The sequence below is a fragment of the Arthrobacter sp. LAPM80 genome (assembly GCF_046736435.1).
Taxonomy (GTDB): domain Bacteria; phylum Actinomycetota; class Actinomycetes; order Actinomycetales; family Micrococcaceae; genus Specibacter.
In genome coordinates, this window is the sequence record NZ_JBCHVD010000004.1 from 47,394 (window position 1) to 68,519 (window position 21,126).

Below are 21,126 nucleotides of genomic sequence, written 5' to 3' on the forward strand. Positions count from 1 at the left end.
AGAAGCTGTGGGGCGTTAATGTTGAAGCATGACCTTTGATCTTGCATCCGCGCCCATCGTGTTCCTGGCCTGGGAGCGCGGGCTCCAACTGCCGGCAGGCTCCCTCCTCGCGGACCGGGCAGACACCCGGGTCACACACGCAGTGGCGGGCCCGACGCTGACGTTCCTGCGGCTCTGGGATACGTCGATCCTTGTCGGCCCGGAACACCTGCTGGCCGCCGCTGAAGCCTTTGACGATGACGAGCTCAGCGACCACTCGACCATGCTGCGCCTCACGAGGGATCACGGCGGCCGCGGCCTGGGCACCGAGGCGCTGTATTACGCCGACGACCTGGAATTGCACCAGCCCGAACAAACAGTCCATGTTTCCTCCGGCCCGGAGCAGGCCGCCCTGCTGGAGTCCTTATGCCCGCCGGATGACGTCAATGATGTTGGCCTGTCGGGCAGGGAGCACAAGTTCACGATCATGGCGTCGGGAATGCCCGGCTCCGGCCCCCTCGCCTGCAGCGCCTATGCCGAGTACGAAGGGCTGTTGGCCAGGCTGGGAACCCTGGTGGCCCCCGAGTTCCGGCGGCAGGGCCAGGGCAGGCTGGCAACCAGCATCGCCGCGCATGAGGCACTGGCCGCCGGGCTCATTGTGCAGTGGAGCGCCGACATCCACAACGCCGGCGCCCACGCCCTGGCAACCTCACTTGGCCTTAATGTTGCTGGTTTACGGACGCAGGTTTCCCTGTCTCCGGCTGCCTCTTAGCCTGGTCAAACTCGGCGTAGATCGCGTCAACCGACCGTGGCTTTGCGAAGAACGCCGCGGCGAATCCTCCCAACAGCACAACGACGGCCGGCAAGATCATGGACTGGCCCATCGCGGTTGCGAAGCCGGCCCGGAGGAATTCGGGCAGCTGACCCTCGACACCTCCGGTACCGGAGGAGGCGCCAGCTGGCATCTCGGCCGCGAGCCGGGCGGTGATGAGGGCTGCGATGGCTGCGGATCCGAGAACCGAGCCTATCTGCCGCGTCGTGTTGTAGACCCCGGCCCCTGCGCCCGCCTCATGCGGGCCAAGGTTGCGGGTCGCCGTCGTCGACAGCGGGGCCCAGATGCCCGAGCTTGCGATGCCTAGGAGTCCGCTGGGCAGCAGGAACATCCAGATGGGCGTGTCCGGATTCATGAGTGAGGACGCCCATAAAAGTGACGCGGACATCAACACGAAGCCGAGGCAGGCGACATAGCGTGGGTTGACCACGTCAATGAGCTTGCCAACAAAGGGCGCCAGGACACCGGCAAATAGGGCCATGGGGACCATCATGAGCGCGGATTGGGTCGGGGACATGCCACGAACCAGCTGGTAGTAGAAGAACAGCGGCAGGCTCATGGCAGTGACGGTGAAGCCCATGGTGGTGATTGACGCGTTGGCAAGGGAGAAGTTGCGGACCTTGAACAGATGCAGTGGCACGAGCGGTTCGCCCTTGTTCAAGGCCTGCCACACAACAAAAGCCATAAGGAAAACAATGCCGGCGATGATCAGGCTCCACACGCTCAGCGGCCCGGCGATGGTGCCCCAGTTGTACGTGCCGCCTTCCTGGATGCCAAAGACCAGCATAAACAGCCCTGCCGAGCTGAGCAGGACGCCCAGCAGGTCAAACTTATGGTCATGGGTCTTCAGGGTGGGCACCAGGCGCCAGGCCATCACAAATGCCACGATGCCAACAGGGACATTGACGAAGAAGATCCATTCCCAACCCAGCCCGTCAACCAAGACGCCGCCCAGGATCGGGCCGACCAGCATGGCCACACCGGCGGTAGCTCCCCAGAGGCCCATGGCAGGGCCACGCTTGTCGGGGGCAAAGATGCGGGTGATGACGGCCATGGTTTGCGGCGTCATCAGGGCAGCGCCGAGGCCCTGGACCACACGGGCGATGATGAGTGTGCCAATATCACCGGAAAAACCGCACCACAGCGATGCCAAGGTGAAGACGCTCAGTCCAATGAGGTACAGGTTTTTGGGGCCGTATTTGTCGCCGAGGCGGCCGGCGACAAGCAACGGCACGGCGTAGGCCAGAAGGTAGGCACTGGTGACCCAGATGACTGAGTTAATGTCGGTATGCAACCCCTCCATGATCTTCGGGTTTGCCACGGAGACGATGGTTGAATCCACCAGGATCATGAAGAATCCCAGTACTAAAGCCCATAACGCGGGCCACGGTTTTGCCACGATTTCCATGGGTGATCCTTAAGGTTGAGAACTGTAGTTCAAATTTTCGTTAATTCGGGGTGCGCCGCATCAGGTCTTGTTACCTCAGTGACGGCTGTTTGCACACTGGCCGGGGCACAGGCGCCCCAGAGCAGTGAGCCGTCCATGAGTTCCTCGCGGAAGCCGCGAACCCACTCGATTTCGGCACGTACCAGGTGCTTCTGGTAGCCCACATCAATCCAGTACTGGCGCGGCACATGACGTGAAAGCGCCAATCGGCTGTCGGCGTCGAGCAGTGCCAGGTCCTTTTCAAGCGCACTCTGGCGCTCCCCCAGCAGACCAATGACGTCCCCGGCCGGCAGATTGTGCGCCTCGGACAGGGCCTGCGGGAAACGGGGAAATTCCTTGACCGGCTGCGCAAGAAGGGCGCACACGGCCGCCGTCAGATACTCCCGGCCTTCAGGGAGAATTGAGTAAGTGGTGCGTTCGGGCCGGTTGCCGTCACGGCAGGTTCCCACGGATTCCACCAGTCCGGCGGCGGCGAGCCTTCCAACCGCGTGGTAGAGCGTTCCCGGCCTGACCTTGAGCAGGCGGTCCCCATGCCGGTCCACCAACAACTGGTACATCTCGTAGGGATGCATGTCCCGCTCCGCCAACAAGCCAAGGGCAGCCATGGCCAGGGGCGTTGGTTGCTGCCCTGCCGCCATGTCCAGCCCTTCGTTGCGGTGTCGAAACCTGCACGTCGCCGAAATGATCCACGTGGAGTATTCCAGCTGGAACACCCAGCGACAATTTTATCCCTCCAGCGGAACGTGGCTTGAATTCCACTGCTGGTAAATCGCTGGGAATCTCACCTCGGCGGGCGGAGGAAGCCCGTCTGCCTGCCCAGGACCTGTCCGGCATCGGTGGCAACGATGATTTCCTGGTTGGCGGGATATTTTTCGCCACTGTCATCAACCATCAGGACAGCGGCCGGGTCAACTGACCGCTTGATAACGGCCAGTGCAATCGGGCCCATTTCAAAGTGTTGCGCCACGGACGTCACCTTGCCGACAACACGGTCCTCAAGTAACACCTCGCTGCCTGCGGCGGGCAGGGTGTGCAGGGAACCGTCGAGTTGCAGGAACACCAGGCGGCGCGGAGGGTGGCCCAGGTTGTGCACCCGGGCAATGGTTTCCTGCCCTTTGTAACAGCCCTTGGCCAAGTGGACCGCCGTGCGCATCAGGTCAAGTTCGTGCGGGATGGTCTTCTCGTCTGTCTCCGCACCCCGGCGTGGACGCCACGCGGCGAGGCGCAGGGCTTCGGCCGCCCAGACTCCGGCCAGCGGCAACGATCCAACCGCCTCGACGAATTCCGTGGCGGGGATCAGGTATTCGCGCCACGGGCGCTCAAGGCCGGGATGGTCGGCTTCGGGCAGCGCGGCGTAGCTGTAGCCTCCCGCGCCAATGTTCGGCCACGGATCAACCCACACCAGGTATTTTTCCCAGCCGGGGACCTCGGTGACCGAGCCGGCCACGGCCCAGTCGGCAGAAACATCGGCAATCTCAACCCGCAGCATGAACTTCATGGAATTCAGCCACTGGGCAAGCGGTGCAGCTTCGGCGGTCTCAACGATCAGCCAGGCAGTCCCGCCATCGTCAACAACCCGGGCATCGAATTCAATGCGCCCCTGGATCGTCAGCAGCAGCAGTTCGGTGCCGACATTGGGGGCAAGGTTTGTCAACGCCTGGGACGAGAGCGTGTTGAGCCAGCTGAGCCTGTCGGGCCCCGTCACCGTCACCACTCCCCTGTGGGAGAGATCAACGACGGCGGATCCCGGCTTGCCCAGGTATCCCGCCAGAAGGCGCTGCTCGCGGTTGGGATCCCCATAATGGGAGGCAACGCCGGCGTCAAGACCGCCGGCCGCAACGGCCCCGGACCGGTTCAACAAAGGACTCAAATAGCTCATAACGGGTGCAACACCTTCTCTTGGCGGCCTATTCCTGCCCAGTGGGGCGAGGCGGCGAACCGGCGGAGGAGCCGGCGTCGTACTTAAGCAACTGACCCGCACCAGTGGCTGAAAAACAACGGAAATTCGTGATTTTTCGACCACTCATGCGGGTCAGATGGAAAAATTGGCTAGTTAGGCTGGGACTTTGCGCAGTGCGGCTGAGGCGTGGGCGTCAAGTGCCTTGCCTTGGGCGGCAACATCCCAGCGCCAGTAAAGGTCGCCGTTGACGAGGCCGAAAATGCGAGTTGCAGCTTTGTAGTCCTTGGCTCCTGCACCGCGCATGACGGCGTCGGTGGATAGCTGGATCTGCGGTCCCTTGATGCTGCCGTAGTACAGCTCCGAGATGCCGCCGGGGTGCACGATGTTGGCCATAATGTCGAAGCCGCCGTCGGCGTTGCGCAGCGCTTCGACGTCGTCGGCTGTCCTGAGTGCGGGGACGATGTCTGCGGGGACAAGCCCGGGTCCACCATCGGCATCATTCATGGGACGGTCAAGTTGCCAAAAGCCGGTCTCGACGGACAGCGGCCGCAAGACGGTGCCGTTCTCATCGGTGAGCCACGACTCTGCCGTGTACTGCAGGTAGGGCAGTCCGTTGGCTTTGAAGGTCGCGGTCTGGGTGAAGTACTCGGAATCAGCTTCCCCGGAGCCGAGGCGTCCGCCACCAGTCCAGGTTCCAAGCAGCCATGACAGCGGAACCAGTTCCGGGGTCAGGTCGGTGGGAATCTCAATGGGCATGGCAGGTTACTGCTGACCCTTGAAGAGGCGCCACACCACCAGTGCGGCAAAGCCGGCCATGGCAACGCCTGCGACGACCAAAAGGCAGATAAAGAAGATTTCCAAGGCAAGTACGCTCATAGTTTCATCCTAACAATGTTCTGGCGGGGTTGTTGACTCTCATTCCATGCACGGGCCGAAGCCTAGTGCAGGACAATTTTTTCAACGAAATACACGAGTGAGCCCAAGGACAATATGGGCGCGAGTGAGGCCGCGGCGACGCCAAGGGGATGTGTGGAAACCCCGGCCAGGGTCCGCAGCCGGTGGAAGGCGGCGATGACGGCGCCCACAACGATGCCCAACACCATGGCCGGCACAATCCTGACGTCGGAAAAGATCAGTGCAGCCAACGGGCTGGCCAGCGCTGCCAAGGCGATTGTCAGGGGTGCCAGCACCCGGTCGGGCCAAGGCAACATGCCGGCAAGAAGTGCCACCACGCCGCTGAAGGCCACGATGACCGTCAGGCCAGGTTCACCAAGGTAGCGCAGGGACGCCACCCACCCGCAGGCCAATCCGGCGATCAACACCCCGGCGCCGGCACCAAGGGTGGACTCCAGCCGGTGTATTTGTCCGGTGCCCCGAACGAGCTGGACAACCATGATGGCGCCAAAACCCACGGCAATGTAAAGGGGTGTCCATGCAAGATAGTCGCTTCCGGCGGCAAGGCCGGCGGTCAGGGCGGCCCCGGCCCCGGCCAGGCCGATGACGGCGCCAAGGGTCTTCTTGGCCGGGATGCCCAAATAGTGCGGCCAGCCGACGCCAAAGACGGCGGCCAGCGCGATGCCCGCACCCATGGTGTAGCCGAGGCCCAGATAGTGCCCGGCCACCAGCATGGCAAAGGCGAGGATTCCAATAAGTCCGGCTATTGATGACTTCACACATCAATCCTGCCCTATTCTGCCGGTACACTGTGGAACAACCCTGCGGGCGGCGGCGTCAATTCCACTTCTACCCGCAATTTGTCCGGGTTTGCAGCTGGTTCGTCGCTCAAAGATGCGCGTTTAAGGCACTTTGTTAGGAAGTCATGTCGCAGATTTTAATGCTGACCAATCACCACGGCAGTTCCGTGGAGGTCCTGCCTGCGCTGGAACTTTTGAGCCACACCATCCACATTCTTCCAGCCGTGCCCACTGCGTTGCTTGAAGCCAAGCCCTCCGACCTGATCATGGTCGATGCCCGCAAGGATCTCGTCGGTTCCCGCTCCCTGACCCAGCTGTTGCGTGCCACGGGGATCAGCGTCCCCCTGCTGCTTGTCCTGACCGAGGGCGGCATGGCAGCGGTGACTGCCTCGTGGGCGGCCGACGACGTCATCCTTGACACCGCGGGCCCCGCCGAAATTGAGGCGCGGATCCGCCTGGCCCTGACCCGTGCTGCCAATGCCAATGACGACGCGCCGCAGGAAATCCAGGCCGCAGGCATCGTCATTGACGAGGACAGTTACACCGCAAGGGTCCACGGTTCGGTGTTGAACCTGACCTACAAGGAATTCGAGCTCCTGAAGTACCTTGCCCAGCACCCCGGCCGCGTCTTCACGAGGGTGCAACTGCTCAATGAGGTGTGGGGCTATGACTATTACGGTGGCACCCGCACGGTTGACGTCCATATCCGCCGCCTGCGTGCCAAGCTCGGCTCCGAGAATGAGAACCTGATCAGCACGGTGCGCAACGTGGGCTACCGCCTGACAGTTTCCAAGATTCCCGACGGCGCACTCGCTGACGCTTAGCGCCGCACCTCCCCCGTGGCCCAACCAGGAGGAAATCCCCACCATGACAGTCTTGCCACGCGCCCTTGCAGTGATGGACGCCGATACCTTCGCCCTACAGTTCGATGATTCGCGCCTTCGGCGGCTCGGAGAGCTGGCAACCCTCGGCCAAACAGTGTGGACGGCGTCGCTTGACGCCCCGCAGGTGCAGTCGCAACTGGCCGACGTCGAAGTGCTTGTCACCAGCTGGGGCGTTCCTGTCCTTGATGAAGCCGCACTGTCACGCATGCCCGCCCTGAAAGCTGTCTTTCACTGCGCCGGTTCCGTGCGCACCTTTGCCACCGAGGCGATGTGGGACCGCGGAATTACGGTGTGCAACGGCGCCGATGCCAACGCCGTACCCGTCGCAGAATTCACCTTCGCCAGCATCATTTTGGCCGGCAAGAGGGCCCAAGTCCTGGCCAACGACGCCCGCACGCACCGCGGCGAACGCGCCTACGCCACGGCCCGCGGCGAGCGGAGCAATCTGGGCCGAACCATTGGAATCGTGGGGTATTCAAGGATCGGCCGGCGCGTGGTGGCAATGCTGCGCCAACTCCAGGACGTGACCATCTTGGTGGCAGACCCGTTCGCGGACCCCGCCGAGGTGACCGCCGCGGGCGCAACACTTCTCTCACTCGCCGACATGCTTCCGCGGGTGGACATCCTGTCCATCCATGCCCCCGAGCTGCCCAGCACCCGCCACATGATTGGCGCAGCCGAACTCGCGGCCCTGCCGGATCAGGCAACCATCATCAACACTGCCCGCGGCTCATTGATTGATACGGATGCGTTGACGCAGGAGTGCCGGACCGGACGCCTGACGGCCATCCTTGATGTGACGGATCCCGAACCGCTCCCGGCCGACAGTGAACTCCATGACCTGCCCAATGTCATCCTGACACCGCATGTGGCCGGATCACTGGGAACTGAAACCCGCCGCATGGTCGACGACGCCCTGGCCGACCTCGCACGCTTCACCAGCGGAACCCCGCTGCAGGCCCGGGTTGCGCGCGAGGACATGGAATACAGCGCCTAGTTTCCCGGAATAAACACATGAAGGCCCGTTTCCTTGACGGAAACGGGCCTTCAGTTATTGGTGGAGGACATACGGGTCGAACGTATCGAGGACACCCCACTGGTGCATCCCCCTCGCCACTGGCCGTTTTCACGAACAAGTGCACTCAAACTCTAAGGCACGTCCACCGAATGGTGCAAACCGCCGGCATCCGCACCACGGATCTGACACGATCAGTGGCCTTCGAGTCTCGCCTTAGCCAATGCGCTCCCACTAGGCTGGGGTTATGAGCCCCGCAAAGACTGACAGCTGGCCAGTGACAGTGATCCCCGGTGTGCCCGGGCCCGAGCTTCTGGGAGAAATCCAGACGGTGATTGACGCGGCGGAGGACGCCGACGGAAACCCGCCCTTCTCCGAGCAGACGCTGGTTGAACTCAAGGCCGCGGACGCCGGTCCCGACACCGTCCTGACGCTGCTGACGTACGCACCCGAGGATGCCTCCCCCACAGTCGGTGAAGACCTCGCCGGGGTTGCCGTCGTAGTTCTCAACGGCAGTGAAGGCGTCTTGGAGATCGCTGTGCACCCGGCCTACCGCAACGACGGCGTCGGCACCATCCTCGCCGACAAGCTGGTGGAGGTTCGTGGGCTGCAGGGCCTGAAAGCCTGGTCCCACGGCGGCCATGAGGCGGCCGCCGATCTGGCCGCCAGCTACGGGTACCGTGCCATCCGTGAACTGTGGCGCATGCGCCTGGTCCGGCAGGCGCCGTCGTCCGCTGGCGTTGAGAGGCACGACTATCCAGCGCCCGACGGGGTGAGGCTGCGGACCTTTGTCCCGGACCAGGACGAGGAAGCCTGGTTGGCAGCCAACGCGGCCGCATTTGCGCACCACCCCGAGCAGGGTTCGCTGACGCTGACGGACCTGCGCGCGCGCATGGCGGAACCGTGGTTTGATCCGGCGGGGTTCTTCCTGGCGGTCAATGACGAGGATGAGATCCTTGGCTTCCATTGGACCAAGGTCCACCCGGCACGCTCGGGGCAGGCGGCCATGGGCGAGGTTTACGTCGTGGGCGTGATACCAGCTGCGCAGGGGCTCGGCCTGGGCAACACCCTGACCCGCCAAGGCCTGGACCACCTGCACGATGCGGGTCTGAGCGCCATCATGCTTTATGTTGATGCGGACAATGAGGCGGCGGTCGCGCTGTATCGCAAACTTGGGTTCACCAAGTGGGATTCCGACGTCATGTACGGCCCCGTTTCGGCATAGGCCTCGCATCCGCTGATTTTGCCGGCAACGGCGGCTGTGGCTTGTAAGGTTGATGCAAGGCAGTACCGACTAAGAGGACTTGTTGATGAATCGCGATTACAAGCAATCCGCAAACTTGGCGGTGGCCAACGGCCGGGAACGATTTGCCGCGGGCGAGGTTCCGGCCTATCGGGCCACGCAGGACCGCATCGAGATCCCGGAGTTTGAGCCGACGCTCATTCCCGAGGGCGACATCAGCCCCGACAGGTTTCTCGACCGTGAGCTGAGCTGGCTGGCGTTCAACGCCAGGGTGTTGGAACTGGCCGAGGACCCCGAGCTGCAGCTGCTTGAGCGCGTAACCTTCCTGTCAATATTTGCCTCCAACCTTGATGAATTCTTCATGGTGCGCGTAGCCGGGTTGAAGCGCCGCATCGCTACAGGACTGGCTGTGCCCTCCCCCGCCGGGCTGAGCCCGCTTGAGGTGTTGGAACAGATCAGCGACGCGGCCCACGAGCTTCAGGCCAGGCACGCCCACGTTTTTGCCAACCAGATCCGGCCGGCACTCGCCTACGAGCACATCCACTTGGTGCATTGGGACGAGATCGACGACGCGTCCAAAATCCAGCTGTCCAAAATGTTCGCCGAAAAGATCTTCCCGATCCTCACCCCCCTGGCGGTGGATCCGGCTCACCCCTTCCCCTACATTTCCGGGCTTTCGCTGAACCTGGCCGTGGTGGTTCGCAACCCTGTCAGCGACAAGGAGCTCTTCGCCCGCCTCAAGGTGCCGGACCTCCTGCCGCGCCTGGTCTCCATTGACGGCTCGCGCGCAGGCACCGTGCCCGGCCGCGTGGCCCGCTTCATCCCCCTTGAAGAAGTCATCGCAGAACACCTCGACCAGCTGTTCCCCGGCATGGACATCGTGGAGCACCACACCTTCCGCGTCACCCGCAACGAAGACCTCGAGGTTGAAGAGGACGACGCAGAGAACCTTCTCCAGGCGCTGGAGAAGGAACTGCTGCGCCGCAAGTTCGGCCCACCCGTACGACTTGAAGTGGCGACAGACATCAACCCCAGCATTCTTGCCCTGCTGGCGCGCGAGCTGGACGTTGACGACACCGAGGTGTACTCGCTGCCAGCACCCTTGGACCTGCGCGGCCTGTCCATCATCGGAAACATCGACCGTCCGGACCTGCGCTACCCCAAACATGTAGCCCACACCTCCCGGGACCTGAACGCATCGGAAACCTCGAAGGCCGCGAACGTCTTTGCCGCCATGCGCCGTCGTGACATCCTCCTGCACCACCCCTACGATTCGTTCTCCACCTCGGTGCAGGCATTCCTGGAGCAGGCAGCGGCCGATCCCAAGGTGCGCGCCATCAAGCAGACCCTGTACAGGACCTCGGGCGACTCCCCCATCGTGGATGCCCTTGTCGATGCCGCCGAGGCAGGCAAGCAGGTGTTGGCCCTGGTGGAGATCAAGGCCCGCTTTGACGAGCAGGCCAACATCTCCTGGGCCCGCAAGCTTGAGCAGGCAGGTGTGCATGTCGTGTACGGCATCGTTGGATTGAAGACCCACTGCAAGCTCTCGCTCGTTGTCCGTCAGGAACAGGACGGACTGCGCCGCTACTGCCACATCGGCACGGGCAACTACCACCCGCGCACTGCCCGCTACTACGAGGATCTTGGCCTGCTGACCGCTGACAACCAGGTGGGCGAAGACCTCTCGAAGTTGTTCAACCAGCTCTCGGGCTACGCACCCAAGTCAACCTTTGACAGGCTGCTGGTGGCACCGCGCTCGGTCCGTTCCGGTCTCGTCGAGCGCATTGACGCCGAGATTGCCAACAAGAGGGCCGGCCTGCCTGCCCGGGTGCGCATCAAGGTCAACTCCATGGTGGATGAATCCATCATCGACTCCCTCTACCGGGCGTCCCAGGCCGGAGTGGAAGTCGGCGTGATTGTGCGCGGCATCTGCTCACTGCGTCCTGGTGTCCCCGGCCTCAGCGAGAACATCACTGTCCGCTCCGTCCTTGGCCGTTTCCTTGAACACTCGCGTGTGTTCACGTTCGCGAACGCCGGGGATCCGATCGTTTATATCGGTTCGGCAGACATGATGCACAGGAACCTTGACCGCAGGGTTGAGGCGCTGGTCCAGCTGTCAAACAAGGAAGACATTTCAGAGGTCAACTCGTTGCTCGACCGCTACCTGGATCCAGGCACCGCAAGCTGGCACCTTGACAACGATGGCGAGTGGAAACGCCACCATCTCGATAACGAAGGAAACCCCCTGCTCGATGTCCAGTCATGGCTGCTCGCAAGCCGTTCACGTCCGCGATCAACACTGCACCGGTAATGCGCAACACTGAACACCTCGAGGAAAACCTCGACGAGAGTACCGACGTTTCCATTTTTGCCGCGGGCGCCCTGTGCTGGCGCGTCAAAAAGAGGAAGCTTGAAGTCCTCCTGATCCACCGCCAGCGTTATGACGACTGGTCCTGGCCCAAGGGCAAGCTCGACAAGGGCGAAACGCTGGCCGAGTGTGCCGTGCGTGAAGTGTTCGAAGAGGTTGGACTGCCGATCACACTGGGCATTCCCCTGCCCTCGATCCGGTATGCCGTGAAGCCCGGTATGAAGCAAGTCCACTACTGGGCCTCCTCTGTCGACGACTTGCCTCCCATGCCTGACGGCAAGGAGGTCGACGTCGCCATCTGGTGCAGCCCGAATAAGGCGCGCGGACTGCTCTCCAACCCTTCCGACTTGGAGCCGCTGGAGGCCCTGACGGCTGCGCATGAGGCGGGGACGCTCGAGACGTGGCCGCTGTTGATCATCAGGCATGCCAAGGCCAAGCCGCGTTCGGCATGGACCCTGGCAGAGGGTGAGCGGCCGTTGGCTGCGACGGGGAAGCGCCAGGCACTGTACCTGCAGCGGCTGCTGATGTCGTGGCACCCCGGACGGATCAACACGAGCGGGTGGATGCGGTGCATCTCAACCATTTCCCCATACGCCCAGGCCACCAAGGCCAAGGTCAAGTTGGTGCCGTGGCTGACGGAGGCCGATCACAAGCGCAACCCCGCCAAGGTCGCCGCAACCATAGAAAAGCTGCTGACGCGCACCAACGCGACGGCCGTGTGCACCCACCGCCCGGTGCTGCCCACGATCTTGGCGACGCTGGCGGAGCACATGTCCCCTGCCATGGGCGCGACGCTGCCGCTGACCGACCCGCACCTTTCCCCTGGTGAGGTCCTGATTGCCCACGTCTCGATTGCCGAACCCGGCCGGATCGTGGCGTTGGAGCAGCACAAGCCGTACGAAGACTGACCCTCCCGCTCGCCGAGTCAGACCCTGGGCCGTCGAGTCAGACGTCGCGCAACGTCTTACTCGGCGGCGCTGGGTCTGACTCGGCGGAAGTGGTTTGAGGCGAGAATTCGACCTCCCGCTGGCCGTGGGTGCGTTGTCCTGTCTTGCGTGCTCCGCTTCGCCCTTTGGTCCCCGCGCAACGGTCCGTCGCTGAAGAATGTGCGCAAGCATGCCTTCTGGACAGGCGTCATTGCCTGAGCAATTATCTTGGGACCGGTGCTGGCAGTCATTGTCATCCACGCGCTAGGGCAGAGCACATGGCCAGCGCCAAAATCAGCCAAGCGGGTGGCCACTGTGGAGTTGCGCCGCGTCCGCGACTACGTGCAAGCTGCCCGTGGTTGGAGTGTTCTGGGCATATTCCTTGCCACTGCGGCGGTGATCCCCTTCGTTGCCATGTCCCACGGATTCGAGGCCGCATCAGAACCTGTCCACGGCTCCCTCGGGGCCTGGACCAGCGGAAGAATAGATGGCGCCCCCTTGCTGTGACATTGTCCGTCACCCTGGCTCTCCTGGCGGCAAGAACGCTGCTTGTCATGCGGCTTGTCGTCTCACGGCGTTCCCTGGCCTGCGTTCTGGCGGCCGCAAGTTTGGGATATTCCCTGCGTTTTTTGGCTGGGCAGCATGGGCCCGCCCGTCAAGGGCCTTGTGCACGCACACCACGTCGCCAGCGCCGGCGGGCCAAACACCTGGGACGGCCTTGACGGACCCGAAGCCATGTACCTGGTCCCGTGCGACCTGGCCATTCTGGCCGGCGGCGTCGCGGCGGGAACGGTGGCCCCTGGCACCCTGCCCACACCGACCTCGGCGCGCCAGTCGGGCCCGCCCGGGGAGGTGATGGCCGCCGTCGACCATCTCCTTGTGGCTGGAAAACACTACGGCCTGGATGAGAAAACTCTCCTGTCGCTGCTGCAGGGACGGCTCAACCAGCAAGGCAAGTAGACTTGTGGGCGTGACTATTTTGACCCCCTACGAGGACATGCTGCGCGACGTGCTGGCCAACGGCACCGCGAAATCGGACCGCACAGGCACCGGCACGAGCAGCGTTTTTGGCCGCCAGCTCCGCTTTGACCTGTCCGAAAGCTTCCCGCTGATCACCACCAAGCGCGTGCATTTCAAGTCAGTCGCCATGGAGCTGCTCTGGTTCCTGCGCGGCGATTCCAACGTGCGCTGGCTGCAGGAAAACGGCGTCAAGATCTGGAACGAATGGGCTGACGACGACGGCGAACTGGGTCCCGTCTACGGCGTCCAGTGGCGCTCCTGGCCCACTCCCGACGGCGAGCACATAGACCAGATTTCCCAGGTCATGGCATCGCTGCGCGAGAACCCGGATTCGCGCCGGCACATTGTCTCAGCCTGGAACGTGGGCGAGCTGAAAAACATGGCGCTGCCGCCGTGCCACGCCTTCTTCCAGTTCTATGTTGCCCCCACCGAGGACGGCCGCGGCAGGCTCAGCTGCCAGCTGTACCAACGATCGGCCGACACGTTCCTTGGCGTCCCCTTCAACATCGCCTCCTACGCCCTGCTGACCATGATGGTCGCGCAGCAGCTGGACATGGAACCGGGCGAATTCATCTGGACAGGCGGTGACGTGCACATTTACGACGACCACCTCGAGCAGGTCGCCGAGCAGCTCTCCCGCGAGCCGTACCCGTACCCGAAGCTGCGTTTCACCCGCAAGCCGGCGTCGATCCTGGACTACACCTTCGAGGACTTCGAGCTGGTCGACTACCAGCACCACCCGACCATTAAGGCGCCGATCGCTATATGAGTGAGACACCCTCCGTTTACCGTTTCAGCCAGCCGATCGTTGGCATGATCTGGGCACAGACCAACCAGGGCGTCATCGGGGCCGACGGCGGGATGCCCTGGCACCTGCCCGAGGACCTGGCGCACTTCAAGCGGGTCACCCTGGGCCACCCCGTGGTCATGGGACGGAAGACCTGGGATTCGTTCCCGGCCAAGTTCCGCCCCCTGCCGGAGCGCACCAATATTGTGGTGACCCGCCAGCAAGGGTGGGGTTCCACACCCGAGGCCAGTGGCGCCGTCGTGCTTGACTCCGTGGAGGAAGCCCTGGTTGAGGCGCAGTTCTCCCCCGGCGGCAGCGAGGTGTGGGTCATCGGCGGCGGACAAATTTTTCAGCAGCTCGGCGAGCACTGCAATGTGGCGGTCATTACCGTCATCAACTCGGACGTTGCCGGAGATACCCAGGCACCGGCACTCGGCCCCGAATGGGTGTTCCGCGGCGCCACGCCCAAGGAGGGCTGGCACACGGCCAAGAACGGCACCGAATACAGAATCACCCTGTGGGCCAAGGGCGAGACGGAGTTTGAGGCACCCGAGTAGGGGTCGGCGGCGATGGGCAGTCCACCCCCCGCGGTACTGGCAGGGAGCCGACGCCCAGCGTTGTGCCTCGCAATGGAGCGGCCAACTCCGCGGCAACCTCGGTGGCGAGCCTGAGCGGTTCATGGAAGTGGTGGGGTTTCCGGCGGTGTTGCGCCCGGCGGCATCAAGAACACCTTCTCACCGCCAGGAACGCCTAGTGGCTCGGCAAAGGCGGGTTGGGTCGGGGTCTTGGCTGGCTTGGGCGTGGCCTGCTTCCTGCCACGGCCAGCCGGCACGGTGGCTCAAGTCATCAGCGTGGGCTGGGCAGTTTATGAGATCCCCGCTGTCAAGGATTTCGTGGACAATGGGGTCAAGGCCATCGGTGACGGCATCGCCGCAGCCGTGACGGATCCAGGTCAGTTCGCCGACGACGTTGGCCAAGGCATCAATGACCTTGGAAAAGGCGCAGCAAAATTCCTCGGCTTTGGATAGGCCCCACAGCTCATCCATTTCGAACTTGTCCACGTCACAGAACGGATCGCATAGGCCATGGCCCAACCGATATTGTCCCAACCTTAAGCCGTCCAAGCATACGGGTTCGGCTTCGCTGAGATCGCCTACCTGCTGAGAGCCACATCAACTCCGGAGGCCCACAAATCAGCAGCGGTTCTCCGCCTCACCGATGAGCTGGCATCAGAGCAACTCTGCGTTGCCGGTGCCTCCTCATTGTTGGCGCGCGGCTTCGCCTCCGCCCGCGGGGATGACATCGAGCTGGAGGGACCTGCCATGGCTCTCGCATACGCCTTGGGCCAGGCAAGCCGCTGAACCGAAATCAGCCTCATGTCCGGTGACTCCATCGACACTGTGGTTCATGTCGAGTCAGACAAGGTCAAGGTGCTGCTGCAGCCCCGCACCTTGTCCGCCTGGTTTGCCCTTGCCCAAGATCCTGCGATTGACGGTGCTGTCGCTGAACTGGACATCATTGCCGACCATACGCGCCAACCAAGCACGGGAACAGCCTATGTCCTGAGCAGGACAATGGATTCCGAGGATCACTTGATGGTTCGTCCCGAGGCAGGGGCCTGGGCCGTGGGACGGGCCATGGATCCTGCCTCGGATGTTGTGGAACAAACGGGGCTGAGCCGTGATGAACTGCCACGGCCCTGTCCGCTCTGCGTGCTGCCCTCTGATCATGAGCCGGAACCCCAAGGACTCGACTACGCCAGCCCCCGAACCGCCCGCCCCTTCCGCACGGGGCAGCAAGGGATACTACACGTCGGAGGTTGAACGGGAAGCGTTCAGGCAAGGCATGAGCGTTGAGGAATACGGGGTGTACAAAGGCTCAGCCGGGAGTGCCGTGAAGCCCGTCACCAGCTCCGTTGGACTCTTCGTGGTCTCACGTGTCATCTCGGTGTTCGCGGGAATTTCCGCCTGTGCCTTTGCCCGCGAATACAAGGCAAGCAAGCTGCGCAAGGTCCGCGGCATGACTCTGGAGCGGCCGGAGTAACTTACGTCGGGCCTGCCCGGGGAAGACTGAACCCGTACGCGGCGGCAAGGAACGCCGTCGTACTTGTTCACTGTGTGACACCAACTTCACCCGATTTGCCCCACCAACTAAACTGGGACCATGACCAATAACAGTGTTCCTTCCGTCGGCCTTGTCGGCTGGCGCGGCATGGTCGGTTCCGTCCTGGTGCAGCGCATGCAGGACGAAGGCGACTTCGGCGATATCAACCCCGTCTTCTTCTCCACCTCAAATGCTGGCGGCGCTGCCCCCACCATTACCGGGGCCGGCGACGCCGGAAAGCTCGAAGACGCCTTTGACATTGACACGTTGGCCAAACTTCCCATTATCGTGACCGCCCAGGGCGGGGACTACACCAGCCGCGTCCACACCGAGCTGCGCAACCGCGGCTGGGACGGCCTCTGGCTCGACGCCGCTTCCACGCTGCGCATGAACGAGGACTCCATCATCGTGCTGGACCCCATCAACCGCAACGTCATCGACGCCGGACTGGCGTCAGGCGTGAAGGACTTCGTTGGCGGCAACTGCACCGTCTCCTGCATGCTCATGGGCTTGGGCGGACTGTTCAAAAACGGGCTGGTGGAGTGGGGCACCTCCATGACCTACCAGGCAGCCTCTGGTGGCGGCGCACGCCACATGCGCGAGCTCCTGAACCAGTTCGGCACGCTCAACAATGAGGTTTCTTCCGAACTGGACGACCCGGCGTCGGCCATCTTGGAAATTGACCGCAAGGTCCTGGCCCACCAGCGCGAAGGCGTTGACTCCTCACAGTTCGGCGTGCCGCTGGCCGGCTCGCTGATCCCCTGGATCGATGCGGACCTAGGCAACGGACAGTCCAAGGAGGAGTGGAAGGCAGGGGTCGAGACCAACAAGATCCTGGGCACCACCGACGCCAACCGCGTGGTCATGGACGGCCTGTGCGTGCGCATCGGCGCCATGCGCTCCCACTCACAGGCACTGACGCTCAAGCTGCGCGAAGACCTCTCCGTCGCCGAGATCGAATCGATTCTGGGCAATGACAACGAGTGGGCCAAGGTGGTTCCGAACAACAAGGAAGCGTCCATGGCGGACCTGACCCCTGTTGCTGCGTCGGGCACCCTTGACATCCCCGTGGGCCGCATCCGCAAGATGGAGATGGGCCCCGAATACATCAGCGCGTTCACAGTGGGCGACCAGCTCCTCTGGGGTGCAGCCGAGCCGTTGCGCCGCATGCTGAAGATCGCCACCGGCACGCTATAGCCCTTCCCCGTCTGTGACGCACTTACTGCACTGGAAACCGCTTTCTTGAGTGAATTTCGTGCAGTTAGTGCGTCATAGATGTTTAAGGGGTGAGGAATTGGGCGTAACCCCTTGCCGCTTTCTCGAGGGCCTTGCGCTGGTTCAAGGTCAGCTCATGGAACAATTCCGGAAGCACGACGCCGGCAAGTTGCCTTTGCTTCTCCGCGGCACCTTGCGCTTTCCGCCACGTACCGGCGACTCTGCCCCCGGCCACGACGGTTGCCTTGAACATGCCGTTGCCGCCCGGAACCGTCAGCGGAGCATGGTGCGGCGCCAGGGATGCGCTGCGGTCCGTGTACCCCAGCAGGAACTCGTCAAAACCAGGCAGCAGCAACACCGAGCGGGCTCCGGGAAGCCTGCCGCCGGGCAGTTCCGCGGTTTCCGGCGCGAGCCAATATTCCACACCGTTGCACTCGATGGTTTCCAGCTGGCCCTTGACCTGGTCCAGTCCAATGTTGATGTCCTTGAGCGTAAGTTGGGTCCACCACTGGAAGTCCTTGATGGTTGCCGGTCCATGGCTGCGGAAATACCTCAGTACCCACTCGGCCAGGGCTTGTTCCCGGGCCAGGACCCGTGGCTCCTTGAGCCAAGATGCCGCGCTGACAAAGTACTGGGTGTTGCCGTTGCCCGCAGCCGTGTTGATGGGTCCCTGGACCAGCGTCCCTTCCAGGCAGAGCAGGAGCAGGAAATGGTAGCCGCGCTGGGCCTTTGTCCCCTGGCCGGCCTGTTCGAACTCCGCAAAAAGCTGATCGCGGCTGGCACGACCGCCCGGCTGTTCCAGCAGCGCAAGGGAGAGCTCGCGCACCTGGCCCACATCCGACGTCGTGATCTCCAGCTGGCGGTGCCGTGTGGCAAGGCTCTTGTACATGCGCTCGGACGTCAGTGACAGCATCCAGCCGAGGTCCTCGGCGGCCGTGACGTGCAACGTACCGCGCATGGGCCAGGACCGCACGATCGCGCCGCTGTTGAACGCTGCCTCGACGTTGGCGCGCGTGCTTCCGGGGGCCCGCAGCCCGATCGACCACAGGGCACCCGGGAGGTCCTGGCCCTGCAACGCGGTCAGTGAACGCACGACGTCCACCGGCCCCGGATCGGGACTGGTGGACGTCGGAAGGATTCCCTGGCTGCTCAGTCGAAGCAGGGCCAGGGTGGCGGGGGTGACGCTAAGACTCATGCACCCAATCTAGCCGCAGCAAAATGGCTGGCGGGCTAGCGGGCGCTGCGGAGCTGGGCCGTGACGGGGCACTCGAAGGGGTCGCGCTCCCCCAGGCCCACACGGTTCAGGTAGCGCATCACGATCATGTACGAGTTCGCGAGCGTGGTCTCCGTGTACGTGATGTTGCGCTCCGCGCAATACGCACGCACCATGGGCTGGACGCGCTTGAGGTTGCGAGAGGACATGGTCGGGAACAGGTGGTGCTCGATCTGGTAGTTCAGCCCGCCCATGCCGGCGTCCACGAGCCAGCCGCCTGAGATGTTGCGGCTCATGAGGGTCTGGCGGCGCATGAAGTCAATCTTGACGTCCTTGGGAACCAGCGGCATGCCCTTGTGGTTCGGGGCGAAGGAGCCACCCATGTACAGGCCAAGGGCCAGTTCCTGGACCACCAGGAAGGCGATGCCAAAGACCGGGCCGAGGAACATCAGGACTGCTGCGGGGAAGGCGACCAGGCGCACGAACAGCAGGGCCATTTCGACGCGGCGGTGCGGCATGGCGTGCTTGCGGTCAAGGACGCGGCGCACCGAGTTGATGTGGAGGTCCAGGACCGACAGGCTCAACAGCGGGAAGAAGAAGGTGCCCTGGTGGGCGGCAAACCACTTGGCGAAACCGGTGCGCTTGGCGGCCGACTCCGGGTCGAAGACAATCGCGCCGGCGGCGATGTCCAGGTCAACGCCAATCTTGTTCGGGTTGGCGTGGTGCTTGCCGTGCTTATTCATCCACCAGCCGTGGCTCAGCCCGACAAAGAGGTTGCCCGATATGACGGCCGTCCATGCGTTCTTTTTCGCCGACGCGAAGATCTGCCGGTGTGCGGCATCGTGGGAGAGGAAGCCGGTCAGCGTGCACATGATGGCAAAGAGCACGGCAGTGGCCAGTTGCCACCAGCTCTGCCCGAGCATGACAAACATGACACCGACGGCGGCAAAGCCAAGAGCCAGCCGGACCATGCGGAAAATGTACCAGCGGATCTCACGTTCCATGAGACCGGCCGCACGGACTTCATCGCACAGCTGGATGAAGTCGGTGGTGTGGCGGTCGCGCACAGGACGTTTTCTTGCGGTCTTGGTCAGGACTGTGGACTCATCCAGTACATCAGGGCTTTCTAGTGTTGCAGACGACATGAGGCTCCTTGCCCTGGCCCGCCCGAAGGAATCACCAGGTAATAGAAAAATCGGAATCTTTCCATTAACACTAAGAAAAACGCGGGCGGTGCACATCACACCCTGGAGCCGTCTTGACCCCCTACCCGGGTATGGGTTGATGTGCTAAACCCTGACCGTAAAGCTTGCCGCCGTTAGTGGCATTTTTGAGGAAGGACCGGAGCAGTCTTCAGTGGGCCTTAATGCTGGGGCAATCCCGCACGGCGGAGCAGGGCGGCAAACTGCTCACGAGTGCGTACATCGCTCCACGTCCACCGGACAAAGCCGATGCCCTGGCTGCGGATGTCGTCTTCGCGACGCTTTTCCTTCCACAGCCGCTCTTCCACTGAACCACCGCCCCAGTCGCCTCGCTGATACTTGGCCCTGCCATCAAATTCGCCCGCCATGTTCTGTTCCTTGAACCAAAAATCCACAAACGCCGCATCCCCTCCCCGCAGGATGAATTGCTTTTGCAGGACCGGAGCCGGAAATCCGAGTTGATGCATTTTGGCCCGGCTGATGGATTCCCCCGCAGATCCGGACAAGGTGGAGGCAAAGTTAATGACGGTGAGGGTCCGTTCACGCGCTGCCTTGCTACCGAGCAACCCGGCAGCAGCCCGTAATTCCTCCACCAGAACGGCAGGCCCTTGCGGACCATCCGTCATCCACGACGGCTGGTGCAGACTAGGACTGGGATCCCCGGTGCTGAAATAGTTGACAGCGTGCCGACGGTCAGGACCCCTCAGTGCTGAATCGCAGACTGCCACAGCGTACGGAAAGTCGAGCATGTTGATCTGGGACATGGTGGTGCTCAGTTTGTCCGTCAGCAAGAAAGGCCCGCAACGCAGCGTATGTGCAAGCAGTGATCCAGCACGCCGAACCACACCATTGCGGCTGCGCCCGCTCGCCACGACTTCAGTGACCACATGCAATTTCGTAGGCACCCCCACAATCCACAGGCCCCAAAGAAGTACAGCCGAGGCATGGCAAAAGACAGGTTGCCTAGGTGCCAGCGCCTGAAAGGCAGCAGCCTGCAGACCGTATCGTGGCAGCGGGCCCAGTTGATTCCAGTCGGCGGACTTCGTATAGACGCCGCGCCGAATACGTACCAGTTCGCCCTTGTTGTGCGCCCTGACAAGCGCTGTCGGGTCGCGCCCATCGCGTCGCAGATCGGCTGGCAAAATAAGTCGGGGCTGGCTCATGCCTCAAGCCTTGCACTGCCACCGCCGCTCCGTAAGGTGCATATGAGCGTCTGTGGATAACTCTGACGCCGTGGCCCGGCCATCGCTGCTGCTGCTAAAAATGCCACCGCTACTGGTGTTTGCCGCCTGTACAAC

At 62.9% G+C, this 21,126-nt stretch carries 22 protein-coding genes; 14 read left to right on the plus strand and 8 right to left on the minus strand.

Annotation, left to right across the window (positions count from 1 at the left end; translation table 11 throughout):
* The first annotated feature begins 28 nt into the window (after positions 1-28).
* Positions 29-751 carry a GNAT family N-acetyltransferase gene (locus AAGW05_RS05815; RefSeq protein ID WP_411803541.1) on the plus strand — a complete coding sequence of 241 codons (723 nt, stop codon included), beginning with the start codon at positions 29-31 and terminating at the stop codon, positions 749-751.
* On the opposite strand, the gene AAGW05_RS05820 is transcribed toward AAGW05_RS05815, so the two are convergent.
* From AAGW05_RS05820 to AAGW05_RS05840, 5 genes are all read right to left on the minus strand, one after another.
* Positions 699-2,219 (minus strand): DHA2 family efflux MFS transporter permease subunit, encoded by a 1,521-nt coding sequence (locus AAGW05_RS05820; protein WP_411803542.1) that lies wholly within the window; start codon positions 2,217-2,219, stop codon positions 699-701. The genes AAGW05_RS05815 and AAGW05_RS05820 overlap by 53 nt on opposite strands.
* A 29-nt stretch (positions 2,220-2,248) precedes the next feature.
* On the minus strand, positions 2,249-2,971 hold the full coding sequence (locus AAGW05_RS05825) for a PadR family transcriptional regulator (RefSeq protein WP_411803543.1): 723 nt from the start codon (positions 2,969-2,971) through the stop codon (positions 2,249-2,251).
* Between the two features lie 68 nt (positions 2,972-3,039).
* Positions 3,040-4,137 carry a YgfZ/GcvT domain-containing protein gene (locus AAGW05_RS05830; protein WP_411803544.1) on the minus strand — a complete coding sequence of 366 codons (1,098 nt, stop codon included), beginning with the start codon at positions 4,135-4,137 and terminating at the stop codon, positions 3,040-3,042.
* Positions 4,138-4,311: 174 nt separating this feature from the next.
* A complete protein-coding gene (locus AAGW05_RS05835) occupies positions 4,312-4,914 on the minus strand; it encodes an FABP family protein (protein ID WP_411803545.1) in 603 nt (200 codons plus the stop codon).
* Between the two features lie 182 nt (positions 4,915-5,096).
* A complete protein-coding gene (locus AAGW05_RS05840; protein WP_411803546.1) occupies positions 5,097-5,831 on the minus strand; it encodes a permease in 735 nt (244 codons plus the stop codon).
* A 146-nt stretch (positions 5,832-5,977) separates the two neighbouring features.
* Here AAGW05_RS05840 and AAGW05_RS05845 point away from each other — a divergent pair, with 146 nt between their 5' ends.
* The 13 genes from AAGW05_RS05845 (at position 5,978) to asd (ending at position 17,395) form a co-directional block, all read left to right on the plus strand.
* Positions 5,978-6,676, plus strand: a complete 699-nt coding sequence (locus AAGW05_RS05845) for a winged-helix domain-containing protein (RefSeq protein WP_411803547.1) — start codon at positions 5,978-5,980, stop codon at positions 6,674-6,676.
* 43 nt (positions 6,677-6,719) lie between these two features.
* Positions 6,720-7,733, plus strand: a complete 1,014-nt coding sequence (locus AAGW05_RS05850; RefSeq protein WP_411803548.1) for a hydroxyacid dehydrogenase — start codon at positions 6,720-6,722, stop codon at positions 7,731-7,733.
* A gap of 265 nt (positions 7,734-7,998) precedes the next feature.
* Positions 7,999-8,976 carry a mycothiol synthase gene (gene mshD, locus AAGW05_RS05855; protein WP_411803549.1) on the plus strand — a complete coding sequence of 326 codons (978 nt, stop codon included), beginning with the start codon at positions 7,999-8,001 and terminating at the stop codon, positions 8,974-8,976.
* An 85-nt stretch (positions 8,977-9,061) separates the two neighbouring features.
* Positions 9,062-11,305, plus strand: a complete 2,244-nt coding sequence (locus tag AAGW05_RS05860) for an RNA degradosome polyphosphate kinase (protein WP_411803550.1) — start codon at positions 9,062-9,064, stop codon at positions 11,303-11,305.
* Positions 11,305-12,270: an NUDIX hydrolase gene (locus tag AAGW05_RS05865; RefSeq protein WP_411803551.1), complete on the plus strand. Its 966-nt coding sequence runs from the start codon at positions 11,305-11,307 to the stop codon at positions 12,268-12,270. Before AAGW05_RS05860 ends, AAGW05_RS05865 begins: the two co-directional genes overlap by 1 nt.
* Positions 12,271-12,525: 255 nt before the next feature.
* Positions 12,526-12,795, plus strand: a complete 270-nt coding sequence (locus AAGW05_RS05870) for a hypothetical protein (RefSeq protein ID WP_411803552.1) — start codon at positions 12,526-12,528, stop codon at positions 12,793-12,795.
* Between the two features lie 135 nt (positions 12,796-12,930).
* Positions 12,931-13,248: a hypothetical protein gene (locus tag AAGW05_RS05875; RefSeq protein WP_411803553.1), complete on the plus strand. Its 318-nt coding sequence runs from the start codon at positions 12,931-12,933 to the stop codon at positions 13,246-13,248.
* Positions 13,249-13,258: 10 nt separating this feature from the next.
* On the plus strand, positions 13,259-14,077 hold the full coding sequence (locus tag AAGW05_RS05880) for a thymidylate synthase (protein ID WP_411803554.1): 819 nt from the start codon (positions 13,259-13,261) through the stop codon (positions 14,075-14,077).
* The gene (locus AAGW05_RS05885; RefSeq protein WP_411803555.1) at positions 14,074-14,652 is read left to right on the plus strand and encodes a dihydrofolate reductase; all 579 of its coding nucleotides are present in this window, start codon (positions 14,074-14,076) and stop codon (positions 14,650-14,652) included. The genes AAGW05_RS05880 and AAGW05_RS05885 overlap by 4 nt, the downstream gene beginning before the upstream one ends.
* Positions 14,653-14,946: 294 nt before the next feature.
* Entirely contained in the window at positions 14,947-15,123 is a 177-nt protein-coding gene (locus tag AAGW05_RS05890) for a hypothetical protein (RefSeq protein ID WP_411803556.1), read from the plus strand.
* 348 nt (positions 15,124-15,471) lie between these two features.
* Entirely contained in the window at positions 15,472-15,918 is a 447-nt protein-coding gene (locus tag AAGW05_RS05895) for a hypothetical protein (protein ID WP_411803557.1), read from the plus strand.
* Between the two features lie 22 nt (positions 15,919-15,940).
* A complete protein-coding gene (locus tag AAGW05_RS05900; RefSeq protein WP_411803558.1) occupies positions 15,941-16,138 on the plus strand; it encodes a hypothetical protein in 198 nt (65 codons plus the stop codon).
* A 120-nt stretch (positions 16,139-16,258) separates the two neighbouring features.
* Complete coding sequence (gene asd, locus AAGW05_RS05905) at positions 16,259-17,395, plus strand: aspartate-semialdehyde dehydrogenase (protein WP_411803559.1); 1,137 nt, start codon at positions 16,259-16,261, stop codon at positions 17,393-17,395.
* Between the two features lie 82 nt (positions 17,396-17,477).
* Here the strand turns inward: asd and AAGW05_RS05910 are convergent, their stop codons facing one another.
* From AAGW05_RS05910 to AAGW05_RS05920, 3 genes are all read right to left on the minus strand, one after another.
* Positions 17,478-18,608: a winged helix DNA-binding domain-containing protein gene (locus tag AAGW05_RS05910; RefSeq protein ID WP_411803560.1), complete on the minus strand. Its 1,131-nt coding sequence runs from the start codon at positions 18,606-18,608 to the stop codon at positions 17,478-17,480.
* Positions 18,609-18,643: 35 nt separating this feature from the next.
* Complete coding sequence (locus AAGW05_RS05915; protein ID WP_411803561.1) at positions 18,644-19,771, minus strand: fatty acid desaturase family protein; 1,128 nt, start codon at positions 19,769-19,771, stop codon at positions 18,644-18,646.
* Positions 19,772-19,989: 218 nt separating this feature from the next.
* Positions 19,990-20,991, minus strand: a complete 1,002-nt coding sequence (locus tag AAGW05_RS05920) for a type IV toxin-antitoxin system AbiEi family antitoxin domain-containing protein (RefSeq protein ID WP_411803562.1) — start codon at positions 20,989-20,991, stop codon at positions 19,990-19,992.
* Between the last annotated feature and the right edge of the window lie 135 nt (positions 20,992-21,126).

Excerpts from the sequence above, each read along its gene's own strand:
- AAGW05_RS05820 (WP_411803542.1), bottom strand. The coding sequence starts at position 2,219 with ATGGAAATCGTGGCAAAACCGTGGCCCGCGTTATGGGCTTTAGTACTG.
- mshD (WP_411803549.1), top strand. The coding sequence starts at position 7,999 with ATGAGCCCCGCAAAGACTGACAGCTGGCCAGTGACAGTGATCCCCGGT.
- AAGW05_RS05850 (WP_411803548.1), top strand. The coding sequence starts at position 6,720 with ATGACAGTCTTGCCACGCGCCCTTGCAGTGATGGACGCCGATACCTTC.
- AAGW05_RS05860 (WP_411803550.1), top strand. The coding sequence starts at position 9,062 with ATGAATCGCGATTACAAGCAATCCGCAAACTTGGCGGTGGCCAACGGC.
- AAGW05_RS05885 (WP_411803555.1), top strand. The coding sequence starts at position 14,074 with ATGAGTGAGACACCCTCCGTTTACCGTTTCAGCCAGCCGATCGTTGGC.
- asd (WP_411803559.1), top strand. The coding sequence starts at position 16,259 with ATGACCAATAACAGTGTTCCTTCCGTCGGCCTTGTCGGCTGGCGCGGC.
- AAGW05_RS05830 (WP_411803544.1), bottom strand. The coding sequence starts at position 4,137 with ATGAGCTATTTGAGTCCTTTGTTGAACCGGTCCGGGGCCGTTGCGGCC.
- AAGW05_RS05915 (WP_411803561.1), bottom strand. The coding sequence starts at position 19,771 with ATGTCGTCTGCAACACTAGAAAGCCCTGATGTACTGGATGAGTCCACA.
- AAGW05_RS05910 (WP_411803560.1), bottom strand. The coding sequence starts at position 18,608 with ATGAGTCTTAGCGTCACCCCCGCCACCCTGGCCCTGCTTCGACTGAGC.
- AAGW05_RS05900 (WP_411803558.1), top strand. The coding sequence starts at position 15,941 with ATGAGCGTTGAGGAATACGGGGTGTACAAAGGCTCAGCCGGGAGTGCC.
- AAGW05_RS05875 (WP_411803553.1), top strand. The coding sequence starts at position 12,931 with ATGGGCCCGCCCGTCAAGGGCCTTGTGCACGCACACCACGTCGCCAGC.
- AAGW05_RS05815 (WP_411803541.1), top strand. The coding sequence starts at position 29 with ATGACCTTTGATCTTGCATCCGCGCCCATCGTGTTCCTGGCCTGGGAG.
- AAGW05_RS05835 (WP_411803545.1), bottom strand. The coding sequence starts at position 4,914 with ATGCCCATTGAGATTCCCACCGACCTGACCCCGGAACTGGTTCCGCTG.
- AAGW05_RS05920 (WP_411803562.1), bottom strand. The coding sequence starts at position 20,991 with ATGAGCCAGCCCCGACTTATTTTGCCAGCCGATCTGCGACGCGATGGG.
- AAGW05_RS05845 (WP_411803547.1), top strand. The coding sequence starts at position 5,978 with ATGTCGCAGATTTTAATGCTGACCAATCACCACGGCAGTTCCGTGGAG.
- AAGW05_RS05895 (WP_411803557.1), top strand. The coding sequence starts at position 15,472 with ATGTCCGGTGACTCCATCGACACTGTGGTTCATGTCGAGTCAGACAAG.
- AAGW05_RS05865 (WP_411803551.1), top strand. The coding sequence starts at position 11,305 with ATGCGCAACACTGAACACCTCGAGGAAAACCTCGACGAGAGTACCGAC.